Source organism: Roseateles sp., from assembly GCF_036486225.1.
Taxonomy (GTDB): domain Bacteria; phylum Pseudomonadota; class Gammaproteobacteria; order Burkholderiales; family Burkholderiaceae_C; genus Roseateles.
This window is the reverse complement of record NZ_DASVNZ010000149.1, coordinates 1-11,947: the sequence shown is the minus strand read 5'-3', so window position 1 is coordinate 11,947 and position 11,947 is coordinate 1. Positions and strand designations below refer to the sequence as shown.

11 protein-coding genes are annotated in these 11,947 nt (G+C 68.3%); 3 read left to right on the top strand and 8 right to left on the bottom strand.

Annotated features, from left to right (window positions below; genetic code table 11):
* Together VF536_RS10440 and VF536_RS10435 are read right to left on the bottom strand one after the other, a co-directional pair.
* A partial coding sequence (locus tag VF536_RS10440; RefSeq protein ID WP_331614782.1) for an aldehyde reductase occupies positions 1–837 on the bottom strand: 837 nt, incomplete at its 3' end.
* Between the two features lie 3 nt (positions 838–840).
* Positions 841–1,431, bottom strand: a complete 591-nt coding sequence (locus VF536_RS10435; RefSeq protein WP_331614781.1) for a TetR/AcrR family transcriptional regulator — start codon at positions 1,429–1,431, stop codon at positions 841–843.
* 75 nt (positions 1,432–1,506) lie between these two features.
* Here VF536_RS10435 and VF536_RS10430 point away from each other — a divergent pair, with 75 nt between their 5' ends.
* Together VF536_RS10430 and VF536_RS10425 are read left to right on the top strand one after the other, a co-directional pair.
* Positions 1,507–2,319, top strand: coding sequence for a GNAT family N-acetyltransferase (locus VF536_RS10430; RefSeq protein WP_331614779.1), 813 nt, complete (start codon positions 1,507–1,509; stop codon positions 2,317–2,319).
* Between the two features lie 107 nt (positions 2,320–2,426).
* On the top strand, positions 2,427–2,858 hold the full coding sequence (locus VF536_RS10425; protein ID WP_331614777.1) for a hypothetical protein: 432 nt from the start codon (positions 2,427–2,429) through the stop codon (positions 2,856–2,858).
* Between the two features lie 52 nt (positions 2,859–2,910).
* Here the strand turns inward: VF536_RS10425 and VF536_RS10420 are convergent, their stop codons facing one another.
* Positions 2,911–3,615 (bottom strand): hypothetical protein, encoded by a 705-nt coding sequence (locus VF536_RS10420; protein ID WP_331614783.1) that lies wholly within the window; start codon positions 3,613–3,615, stop codon positions 2,911–2,913.
* Positions 3,616–3,880: 265 nt separating this feature from the next.
* Here VF536_RS10420 and VF536_RS10415 point away from each other — a divergent pair, with 265 nt between their 5' ends.
* On the top strand, positions 3,881–4,549 hold the full coding sequence (locus VF536_RS10415; RefSeq protein WP_331614776.1) for a PEP-CTERM sorting domain-containing protein: 669 nt from the start codon (positions 3,881–3,883) through the stop codon (positions 4,547–4,549).
* A gap of 129 nt (positions 4,550–4,678) precedes the next feature.
* Here VF536_RS10415 and VF536_RS10410 read toward each other — a convergent pair whose 3' ends face one another.
* The 5 genes from VF536_RS10410 to VF536_RS10390 form a co-directional block, all read right to left on the bottom strand.
* On the bottom strand, positions 4,679–4,996 hold the full coding sequence (locus VF536_RS10410) for a putative signal transducing protein (RefSeq protein ID WP_331614775.1): 318 nt from the start codon (positions 4,994–4,996) through the stop codon (positions 4,679–4,681).
* Between the two features lie 118 nt (positions 4,997–5,114).
* Complete coding sequence (locus VF536_RS10405; RefSeq protein ID WP_331614774.1) at positions 5,115–6,650, bottom strand: tryptophan halogenase family protein; 1,536 nt, start codon at positions 6,648–6,650, stop codon at positions 5,115–5,117.
* A gap of 10 nt (positions 6,651–6,660) precedes the next feature.
* Complete coding sequence (locus VF536_RS10400) at positions 6,661–7,659, bottom strand: cupin-like domain-containing protein (protein WP_331614773.1); 999 nt, start codon at positions 7,657–7,659, stop codon at positions 6,661–6,663.
* Between the two features lie 38 nt (positions 7,660–7,697).
* Entirely contained in the window at positions 7,698–8,438 is a 741-nt protein-coding gene (locus VF536_RS10395) for a SapC family protein (RefSeq protein WP_331614772.1), read from the bottom strand.
* A gap of 172 nt (positions 8,439–8,610) precedes the next feature.
* Complete coding sequence (locus VF536_RS10390) at positions 8,611–11,658, bottom strand: TonB-dependent receptor (protein ID WP_331614770.1); 3,048 nt, start codon at positions 11,656–11,658, stop codon at positions 8,611–8,613.
* Positions 11,659–11,947 lie beyond the last annotated feature (289 nt).

Below are 11,947 nucleotides of genomic sequence, written 5' to 3'. Positions count from 1 at the left end.
CGGCAGTTGCCGCGTCGGCGCCAGCGTCGCCGTCTCGCCGAGACTGGCGCGCAGCATGCGCGCGACGTCCAGCATCGACACGCAGTCCCCGGCGGAAGCGAGGAAGCGCTGGCCGGCCGCCTGGGGATGCGTCATCGCGCGCAGATGGAGTTCGGCGACGTCCCGGACGTCGACGACACCGAAGTGAAGCTGCGGGCAGGCGCTGACCTGGCCGTCCAGCATGCGCTTGATCAACGCGATCGACGACGAGTAGTCGGGACCGAGCACCGGACCGAAGATCCCGACCGGATTGATCACGACGAGCTCCAGGCCGCGGCCCTCTGCGGCGACGAAGTCCCAGGCGGCTCGCTCGGCCAGCGTCTTCGACTTCACGTAGGCGGTGCTGCCGGGTTCAAGGCGACTCCAGCACGATTCGTCGAGCGCATGGTCAAGCTGGGTGTGTCCGTAGCCGATGGCCGCGAACGAGGAGGTCAGCACCACGCGCGTCACGCCTGCCGCCCGTGCGGCCCGCAGGACTCTCAGCGTGCCCTCGCGCGCGGGGACGATCAGCTCATCCTCGTGGTTTGGCGTCCCTGGAGGAAACGGCGATGCCGTGTGCAGCACGTGATCGCAGCCGGCGGCGGCCTCCGCCCATCCGGCGTCCGCGCCCAGGTCCGCGACCGCGATGTCGAGGCGCGTGTCGGGATCGGCGCCGCCCTGCCGCACCATGTCCCGCACCGCCGACGCCCGGCTCGCCGAGCGTACGGTGGCGCGGACGTCATGGCCGGCCTGGAGGAGTTGGACGATGCAGTGGCTGCCGAGGAAACCGGATCCGCCGGTGACGAGGACCTTGCTCATGGATCATTCCTCCAGATGGCAGCAGACGCGCACGCACAGCCGGACGCGCTTCGAGAATTCCTGGGGTGTCGGCTTGCCGTCCTTCCAGGTGAGGCCGCACAGGAACAGCACTTGCGCGACGTCCTGCGGCGACCGGTTCGATGGGCCATCCATGAACTCCGGCGCCGCTGCCAGCGCCTTGGCGATGCGCTGCTGGAAGGCGAGCTTCACTTTCTCGACGTCCTTCGAGGAGAGCTGGTCGCCGGCCTCGATCACGTCGAAGGAACTCGGCGTGAAGGTGACGAGATGACGACCGAACCAGGCGTCCATGGCAGCGGCGAGGCGCTTGGAGAGCGGTTGGTCGGCGCGGCCGAGCGCCTCGTCGACGAGCGTCAGACCGTCCGTGAGGTACTTCTGCATCGCGGCGACGAATACCTCGTTCTTCCCCGCGAAGTGCAGGTAGAGACCCTGCTTGGAGATCTGCGCCGCCGAGGCGAGATCCTCGATCGAGGTCTTGCGGTAACCGCGCTGTCCGAACTCCCGGATCGCCGCGTCGAGGATGGTGTCCCGTCGCGCGTTGGTCGCGGGAGTCTGCGCTTCGCTGCTTGATTTCATTTGACCAAGTGTACTGAAATGGTCAAAACGGTCAACTGAATGGTTTTTGCCGGACGTCCACTACCATGTGGCGGCATGAATGACGCCACCGCTCTGCTTGCCGCCTACGACGACCAACTCCGCTCGGACACGGAGACGCCCAGCGCCATCGCCGTCACGCGGCTGGGACCGTTGCGGCTGGTGACCTTCGCGCGCGGACGCGGCTTCGTGACCTACCGGGATCTCGGCGGCGCCGATGCGACGGAGATCCATCGGCTCGTCGGGGAAGCGTTGCGGCACTACCTGGCTGATCCCGCCATCACCCATGTTGAATGGAAGTCACGCGGGCATGACCTGGCACCGGGGCTGCATGAGGCGCTCGTCGATCACGGCTTCCAGCCTGATCCGTCGGAGTCGATCATGATCGGCGAGGCGCGGCTGCTGGTCGCCGACGTGCCGTTGCCCGAAGGCGTGACGATGCGCACCATCCGCGAGCCGCATGACGTCGCGCGCATGTGTGCGATGCAGGCCGAGGTCTTTGGCGACTTCGATCCGGCGCCCATGGTGTTGTCCTTGTTGGAGCGGCTCGCGCGCAACGACGGCATGTCCTTGTGGATCGCGGAGCGCGACGGCGAGGTGATCACCGCCGGGCGCCTGGAACCGGTTGCGGGTACGAGTTTCGCGGGCATCTGGGGCGGCTCCACGCGTCCGGCGTGGCGCGGGCGAGGCGTCTATCGCGCGCTGACTGCGGCGCGCGCACGCGAAGCGCTAGCGCTGGGGAAGACGCTGATCCACAGCGACTCCACGGACTTCTCGCGGCCCATCCTGGAGGCCTCGGGCCTGGTGAAGGTGTCGACGACTACGCCGTACAACTGGCAGCGCCAGACGGCGCGCGGTGGCACGCCCTGACCCCCTCGGTCGCGGGAGCCGGTACCGAGAAGAGGAGGCTATCGTCGCTGGCGTCGTGGCGCACACACTGCGCGGCGTCGCTACCAAAGGCTTCTGCCTCAGCCTCCATGTCGCCCCGTGCCATCTTCCTGACCTTCAGCGTGCTGCTCTATCTGGGCTCCCTCGCGCTGCCGGCTATCCGGTTCGCCCAGGGCGGCTCCCACAGCGGCTTTTTCCTGCTCTGCCTCGGTTATCTCAACGGGACGGCCCACTGGCTCGCCAATCCCTTGGTGTGGACCGCCTGGCTGCTGCTGGCCTTTCGCAGGCCCGTGCTCGCGCTGATCGCGTTGGGAGGGGCCGTTGCGCTGATGCTCGGCGCACTGCAAGTACGTGAAGCGCTCTGGGCCTGGTCCTGGAACACCTCGTCGTCCATCCGGCTGAAAGTCGACGGGCTGGGCGCCGGCTACTGGGTCTGGTTGTCGAGCGCGGTTGTCGCCGGGATCGGGGCGTTGGCCGAATGGGGTGGTCGGGCGATAGAGAACGCAGGCAAATCGCGCTGAGCGGCAAGGCGACACCAGCGCAGTGCTTCCACGGTGCAGGCCGGCACGCGCATCATTTCGTCGGATCCTCATCGGACTCTTGAGAGCCCGCGGCGGCATGGCTGCCCGCTGCCCCAAGTCCAAGCCCCGCGCCGAGCCCGCCAGCACCTGCGGCGCCGCCTCCACCACCACCACCGCCTCCGCGTGAGCCGCCCTCACGCCCACCGGCGCCGCCGCCCTTGCCGCCTCCACTGCCCGCGGGCCTCAGCGGCCCCTGCTTCGGAATCACGACGGACGCCGGAATCGGATCGAGCTCCAGCACCTCGCGGATGAAGTCGCGCAGCGACGCGACGAGCGCCGCCGTCTCGACCGGCTTGCCGGTGACCATGTCCTGTGCCGCCTGCGCGGCGAGCCGGACCTGCTCATCGGTGCCGAGCAGGATGATGTCCGACAGCGCGGCCTCGACGGCATCGCGCATGCGGCGCGCCCGATCCGAGGCGCCGATCGCCATCGTGCCGGGCTCGGCGAGCTGGCGCAGCTCCCGCAGATGGCGCGGGTCGACGGCCAGCGTGCCGGTGAACGATCCGCCCAGCGTCTTGTACGCGGCGATCAGAGTCTTGAGCCGCTCATTGATCTGGCGGTTGGCGCGCTCGCGCCGCTGCTGCACCGACTGCATCACGAGCAGCCGCACGCCGACGGCGATCAGCGACACGATGACGAGCCCGATCAGCGTCGAGAGCATCGTCTGCCAGGAAGTGAAATCGAGGGCGCCGCGCATGGGGGATCTCCAGGGAAGGTGGCCAATGGGCAAGACCAGGGCCCAGATCCCCCACTTTCCGTCGAAACCGCCGTTTTCCGCCCCGCGTGCGGATTTCACGAACGGCGCGGGCAATCCCCGGGACGGGCGTGTCGGCCGAACTTACAGCCGGCGACAGTTTGTCCCCTGTAAGTGGTTCTAAGTGATTGACGCCGCTCGACTTTCGGCGCATGGCACGCATCTCGCTCAAGCAGGGAACAATCTAACGAGGATGAGGATCCGTTCCATGTCGAAGACTTTCAAGAAGATGGCCGTCACGGCCGCGCTGACCCTGGCCGCCGCCGGTGCCCAAGCCGCCGCGGTCGGTACTTATGGCGTGAACGGTGTCACGGGCCTGAATGCCCTGGGCAACACCGTCGTGTCGCTGAGCAGCTTGAACGCTGCCAGCCTCAGCACCGTGGACGTGCTGCTGCTGGGCCGCGGCGCGCCCGTCAATGCGGCCATCGCCAATTTCGTGGCCAACGGCGGCAAGCTGATCACCGAGTGGTCGTCCGCGCAGTACGGCATGAGCCTGCTGGGCGGCGTCGCGCGGGACAACTTCGGCACGTATCGCACCGGTGACTCGATCACCATGACGGCTGCCGGCATCGCGCTGGGCCTGACGACCTATTCGGATGGCGGCTCGACCGAGTTCTTCCAGGACTTCCTGAACCTGGGCAGCGGCACCGTCTACGGCACGCGTGGCTCCAACGGCGCCACGGCGCTGGTCGGCGGCTCCTACGGCAAGGGCACCGTGTGGGTGGCCGGCTACGACTGGGGCGACCAGGCGGCGGCGCCGACCCTGCGCTTCCTGGACAGCGTCATCGACGCCCAGATCCCGGAACCGACCTCGCTGGCCCTGGCCGCCATCGCGCTGATGGGCCTCGGCTTCTCGACGCGCCGCAAGTCGCGCTGAGTGCCAGAGCACGGACCGGCGTCGCCGGTCCTGCTCGCCTCACGACGGGCTGCCGATGGGCAGCCCGTTCTGTTTCAGGCCGCGAGACTCGTACGAGCAGCGCGACTCGCGCAGACGGCGAGCGTGGGTTCAGCCTTCGGCAGCAGGATGTTCGTCCTGCTCGTCATCGAGTCGATAGGCCCCGGATTCGTACTCCGCGATGGCCCGGTGCGCGGCGGCAGCTTCCGATGCCGGGACCAGCACGCGCACGCCGCCGAGCGCCGGCGACAGCAGCGAGTAGTTCCGCACCATGTGTTCGTCCGCGAGATGCGGCGTGAGGTGAACGGCTTCGAGCACGCCCTTCAGCAGGTGGGCTTCGGTCGGTGAGTCCAGCGTCGCGACGCAGACGAAGTCATCGGATGTCGGATCGTTGTGCTCTGCCATGGTTCCTCCGGTGCGGCCAAGCATAAGGCGTCCGCCACGGAGGCCGGCACGTCGGGACCCTTCAGGCGGGTGCGGGCGCGTTCAGTTGCGTTCAGCTGCGTTCACCCGCCGTCATGGGACCTTGCATGACTTCAAGCGTCGATCAAGCCGTGACCGCCGCCTTCGGCGCGACCGCCGCCGGCGCATACCGCGCCACATACTGCTGATGTCCCGGCAACTGCCGCACCGTCTGCTCGATCCGCTCCCGCATCTCGCCCAGGAAAGCGCCCAGCTCGCGATCGTCCATCAGGTCCGCGATCGGGTGGTGCTGCTCCGGCATCAGCCCCTGTCCCAGCATCACCTGGATCCACGAGTTCTCGGTGAACAGCTCATTGGGCACGCGGAACACGCGGCCGGTCTCGCGGAACAGGTCCAGCCGGTGCTGCAGCGACGGCGGCACGCTCATGGCCCGCATGTCGCGCCACATCGGCGAGTCCGTCCGGTTCATGACGTGATAGTGCAGGACGATGAAATCGCGGATGTGCTCCAGCTCGTGCGCCATCTGCGCGTTGTACTCGTCCACGTCGGACTGGCGGATGCCGTCCTTGGGGAACATCTGCATCAGCCGGATCGCGCTGCGCTGGATCAGGTGGATGCTGGTCGACTCCAGCGGCTCCAGGAAGCCGCTCGCCAGGCCGATGCCGACCACGTTGCGCTTCCACACCACGTCCCGCTGCCCGGGCTTGAAACGGATCACCCGCGGCTCGGTCAGGACCTCGCCCTCGATGTTGCCCAGCAGCGCGGCCCGGGCCGTGTCGTCGTCGGTGTAGCGACTGCTGAAGACCACGCCGTTGCCGACGCGGTGCTGCAGCGGGATCTGCCACTGCCAGCCCCACGGGTGCGCGATCGAGCGCGTGTAGGGCAGGGCCTCGCGCACCGAGGCCGTCTGCACGGCGATCGCGCTGTCGCACGGCAGCCACTGCGACCAGTCCTGGTAGCCGACCCCCAGCGTCTGGCCCAGCAGCAGCGAGCGCATGCCCGTGCAGTCGATGAAGAGATCGCCCTCGATCTCCGTGCCGTCCTGCAGCTTCAGCGCGCGCAGGTCGCCATCGGCGCCGTCCGGTCCGTGCCTCAGCACCTCCGCGATCTTGCCTTCGATGCGCACCACCCCGAGCGCTTCGCTGAACCGGCGCAGGTAGCGCCCGTACAGCGTCGCGTCGATGTGGAAGGCGTAGTTCATCCCCGCCCGCGGCAGGTGCGCGAAGCGGTTCTCCTGCGCCGCGCGCAGCTCCAGGCAGTAGTCGCCGTAGTCGGTCGCGAGGCCGCGCTCCCGGCCCTTGCGCCAGAAGTGCTGGAAGCCCGCCGTCCAGTGGTCCGTGCCGGTCGTGCCGAAGGAGTGGATGTAGTCCTCGCCGAGGTCGCGCCAGCCTTCGAACTTGATGCCGAGCTTGAACGTCGCCTGCGTCGCGGCCATGAACTCCTGCTCCGGAATGCCGAGCAGGTGGTTGAAGGTCAGCAGGGTCGGGATGGTGGCCTCGCCGACGCCCACCGTGCCGATCTCGTCGGACTCGATCAGCCGGATGTCCAGGCCGCGGCCCAGCGTCTTGGACAGGCAGGCGGCCACCATCCAGCCGGCCGTGCCGCCGCCGGCGATGACGACGCGGCGCACCGGCGCGCGCGAAGGGGAATCTTGGCTCATGAGGCGCTCCTCAGCGTTGGAGACGTTTGATCAGGTGGGCGCGCAGATGCGTCGCGCCGTCGGCGTCCAGCGGCGCCAGCGCGTGGCGCGCGGGCGGGGGAATGTGCGCGGCGGTCTCGCCGCCGGCGTGGAAGACATAGTGATCGAAGATCCCTTCCCAGGCCTTGCGCTGCGCCGGCGGCAGATCGCGCATCGTCAGCAGCGCCAGCATCAGCGCGGCCACCGGCGAATCCATGTGGTCCGGGGACTGGCGCCACCAGTAGTTGACGAGCACGTTGAAGCCTTCCAGCGCTTCCACGTGGTGCCACCACATGCTGGGGATGTAGAGGGCGTCGCCGGCCTCGAGCACCGCCTCCTGGCCGTGAGCGAGCGCCTCGGCGAAGCGCGGGTATCGCGTCAGGTCCGGGCGCTTCAGGTCCACCAGGCTCACCGGTTGTCCGGCGGGCGTGAAGTCGAGCGGACCCACGTAGAGGTTGGGCAGTTGCTCCGGCGGGAACAGCGTGAACTGGCGCCGTCCGGCGACCACGCAGGCGATGTTGTCGGGCAGGTCGTAGTGGGCCGCGATGCGGCTGCGATTGCCCAGCCAGACGCTGACCAGCGGATCGGGATGGCCGACGTCGAGGTCGTTGTGGGCGCGAAAGCCCGGCAGGCAGGTGTCCACCGTCGTCGACCCCACGTAGAAGCAGGGCGGTCGCGGGTCGCGCTTGAGCTCGAGCAGGGCCTCCATCACCGCGGGCAGCGGCGCGTCGTGCCGGCCGAAGTTGAAGCCGCTGAGGTCCGCGTTGTAGAAGAAGCGGCCCTCGATCTCCGGCGGGCCGGTCATGATGGCCACGGGTTCGTCGCGCCAGCACTGGCGCAGGTAGTCGACCGCCGCGCGGTCGGAACGCCGCGCCGCCTCGACCATCGGCCAGTGCGCGACGACGCCGCGCAGCACGACCGGTTCGGCCGCGTCCAGCAGGCCGTCGGGCAGGCGGCCCGGCGTCGCGGCGATCTCGCGGATCGGCTTCACGCGTTCGACCTCACGCTGTCGACCTCACGAGCGGGGCCTCATGGCCCCGAGCGGCGATGCCGCTCGATGAGTCCGCGCATCTGCGCCATCGAGGCGACCGCCATGTAGATCGGCTCGAGGAAGCCGGCGCGGTGCAGCGCGCCCAGCGCTTCGGCGTCGAGCGCCTCCAGACGTTCCTGGTGGATGGTCTGGAATCCGGTGATGCGCGCGATGCCGCCTTGATCCGACTCGATGTCCAGCACGAAGGATTCGAGCAGGCGATGCGTCAGCAGCGCGTCCATGAACGCCGGCAGCGCCAGCATGCCTTCGTGGATCGCGCGCAGCAGCGAGGCGGCGCGCTCCACCAGTTCGGTCGGGCTGCCGTGCGCATCGAAGAGCGCCGCATCGCCGTCGTCGGCCAGGCGGACGCGTGGATGCGCGAGGTCGACATGCAGTTGCAGTCCGTCCCCGTCGGCCGCCGATCCCGACGGCGCGGCCGATCGACCGATCATGAAGGGTTGGCGCTCGACGGACCAGGGCAGGTAGTGCGCATCCCAGACCGTCTCGGATCCGGCATGCGCGAGGAAGAGGTTGCGGCCTTCGACCAGGCCGAAGAGCACCACCGGGTACAGGCCGCCCGCACCGTCGTCGCGGAAGACGATCGGGTAGTGGGCCTGCGCGTTGCGGAACTCGGCGGGGAAGAGCGGCGCCTGGATGGCGCCGTCGCCGTAGGCCGTGCCCCGGCGGGTGACCACGCGCATCGCGGCGTGATCGCGGCTGTTCAGGAGGACTGAGGTCATGGCAAGGATGGTGGCGGAACGCCGTCCGCCCGGGAAGAGGGGAAGCCCAAGGTGGGAGGCCGGGGGCTTGAAAAACAGCCCGGCGCGCGGGACCGGTGAAGGCATCGCGCGCCGGGCGAATGGCCATCGGAACTGGCCAGGAGATCACAGGTTCAGGGTGACGCCGCGGCGCTCAGAACTTGTAGCGCATGCCGACCATGTAGCGGCGTCCGGTCGAGGTCACGTTCAACACCTCCGATTTGGTCCGCCCGTAGGTGCGGTAGACCTCGTCCGTCAGGTTGATCGCCTCGGCCTGGAAGCTCAGGCGCTCGCTGAAGTTGTAGCCGATGCTCAGGTCCAGCTGCTTGTACGGCTCGACGTAGACCGGCGCGGACCGGCCCAGCGTGTTGCCGTCGTTCAGCGCCTGCAGGAACTTGTCGCGCCAGTTGAAGGCCAGGCGCACGCTGAAGCGCGCGTCCTCGTAGTAGCCCACCAGGTTGGCCGAGTCGCTCAGGCCCACCAGCGCGTACTGCTGGTCGAAGCTCATCGGGTCGTACTTCAGGCCCGACTTCACGTGCGTGTAGTTGGCCTGCACGCCGAAGCCCGACCGGCCGAACGCATGCTGCACGTTCAACTCGTAGCCGCTCAGGCTGTTGTTGTGCGTGTTGGCCGGGACGGTGATCTGGAAGTTGGCGATCGGATCGTCCGGCTGGCCCTGGATCGTGCCCTGCGCGTTGCCGTTGTCGTCGAAGCCGGTCCGCACCACCCCGTTGGTCCCGTTGTACCGGTTCAGGATGTAGTTGCGGATGCAGGTGATGTCGCTGGCGCAGGCGCCGGTCGTGGACGCCTCGTTGTACAGCTTGCCGCCGACCGGCGTGTGCAGGTTGAAGGGCGTGGCGTTGACCAGGGTCGTGCCGATGTAGTTCGAGATGTTCTTGCGGAAGAACCCGGCCGAGACGTAGCTCGACTTCGCGTAGTAGTACTCCAGCGAGAAGTCGATGCTCTTGGCCTTCAGCGGCTTGAGCCCCGGGTTGCCCGACGAGCCCGTGCCGCCGTTCAGGCGCGCCAGTTCGTTGAGCGTCTGCCCGCCCTGGATCTGGTCCCACAGCGGCCGGCCCAGCGAGGTGCCGTAGCTGGCGCGGAACTTCAGGTTGTCGGTCAGGTCCGCGTCCCAGTCGACGCTGGGCAGCCAGTACTTGTAGTCGCCGCTCTGCGTCGTGAAGCCGGGCGTGCCCTTCTGCACCGTCAGCTCGTTGTTGGAACCCCAGCTGATGCCCGTCATGATCGGCACCAGCGCGGTCGAGGTCACCTTGGTCTTCTCGTAGCGCATGCCGATGGTGGCGCTCATCGGCACCCACAGCTCCCAGTCGCGGGTGTACTCGGCGTAGGCGCTGGTGGACTTCTCCGTCGTGCGACGGTCCACGTCCCAGTTCGGGTTGGCCAGGTACTTGCTCGACGACAGGCCCTTCGACGGATCCGCCTTGTCCGCGGCCGCCGCGGCCAGGTTGCGCAGCGTGGCGAAGTCGAAGGTGTAGAAGTTGGCCGCCAGCCGCGGGTCGTTGCCGCCGCCGATGTGGCCGAAGTAGTCGTGCAGGTTGGCCGGCAGGAAGATGTTGTCCGGATAGTCCGCCGCGCTGGTCGCGCCACCCCAGGTGTCGAGCTGGACGTTGGAGTAGGCCGAGCGGTTCTTGACCTTGGTCTGTCCGATGCCGAAGTCCACCTTCGAGACGTCGTCCAGCTTGAACGAGCCGCGACCCTGCTGCTGGTCCACCTCGGAGCGCATGTAGCCGTTGCGGAAGGCCGAGCCGGTCACCAGCTGGCGCGTCGCGTCGGGCTGCGAGCCGTCGATGATCAGGATCGGCATGTCCTGCGTGAAGTCGCCGGTGGTCGTGCCGCGGTTGAAGCTCGCGGTGCCGATCACGTTGTTCGAGCCCCAGGGGCTGTCCGCGCCGGAGGTCGCCGAGGATTTGTGCGCGTCGAACTCGAAGCGCAGGCGGTCGGTCGCCTTCCAGTCCAGGTTCAGGCCGAGCGACTTGTTGGTGTTCTTGGTCGCGAAGTCGCCGCCGCCCATGGCCAGGTCCGACGTGGCCGGCACGATGGTCTCGGTGTAGGTGATGGGCGCGGCGACCGGGCCCTGGGTCCACGAGCTGCTCGAGGCGCCGAAGTTGAACCAGGCCGAGTAGTCGTTGCGGCGCGTGTGCACCTTGTTCTGCGACCCGGTGAAGTCCATCGTCGCCGTCAGGTCCTTGGTCGGCGCGAACTGCAGCGTCAACTGACCGTTGGTCCGGTCGCGCCGGATGCCGTTCATGTTGTAGTTGATGTTCTGCGGGACCGAGTAGACGTCGGTCGCGCCGGGCCGGTTCGTGATGTTCTGGCCGCCGGGCTGGCCGGTCTGCGGGATCGATCCCCAGCCGCCTTCGTCGCCCTTGAAGGGCAGCCAGCCGCCGGGCACGCCGGCGTTGTTGTAGCCCGCGTCGCGGCGCTGGAAGCTGCCCGACAGCGCGATGCCGAACATGCCGTCGGCGAAGGTCGTGCTGTAGATGCCGGAGACTTCCGGCGTCACGCTGTCGCCCTTGAGGTTGTCCGGCAGGCGCGAGTTGCCGCCGTCATGCACGGCCTTGACGCCGATGCTGGCCACGGTCTTCTTCGAGTCCAGCGGGCGCGCGGTCTTGATGTTGATGGTCGCGCCGATGCCGCCGGTGGGCGTGCTGGCGCGGCTGGTCTTGTAGACCTCCAGCGCGCCGATCGATTCCGACGCCAGGTTGGCGAAATCGAAGGCGCGCGAGTTCGACGGCGCCGTGTCCAGTATCGACGACGACGGCATCTGGCGGCCGTTGAGCAGCACCAGGTTGAAGTCGGGGCCGACGCCGCGCACGGTGACCTTGGAGCCCTCGCCCAGCGAGCGGTCGATGGACACGCCCGAGATGCGCTGCATCGACTCGGCCAGGTTGGTGTCGGGGAACTTGCCGATGTCCTCGGCCACGATGCCGTCGACCACGCCGCGTTGCTGGCGCTTGAGGTTCAGCGAGGTGTCCAGCGATTGGCGGATCCCGGTGACGACGACGGTGTCGATGGTCGCGTCGGCCTTGCGCTGCGCTTCGGAGGCCGCCGATTCGGGCGCCGCGGGCGCCTGCTGCGCGTGCGCGGCAGCGGCGAGGAACAACAGGGCGCAGGCAGCCGCGACGGGCTGACGTTGCGGGCCGCGGACCTGCCGCTGTCGGGTGGGGTGGACGTGCTTCATCTTGTCTCCTTGTTATCTCTCAGTCTTGACCATGACCCCCATGCGATGGCGGGCCCGATTGTCTGCAGGGCAAGCTGGATCCGTGTATTCGGCGGTAACTTTGAAAGCGCTTTCAGAATTTATCCGCTTCAGCCACGGGACCTCTACTGACTTTCCCTAGCGAGGGGTTTCGCGCCACAGGGGCGCGGGGGTACTGCGGGATCGGAGGCCGGTCTCCGCGCGGGGAATCCGGCCGGGGACAGTCCCGCGCGGGGACTGTCCGAAGCGCCGCGGCTCAGGCCGCGACGGG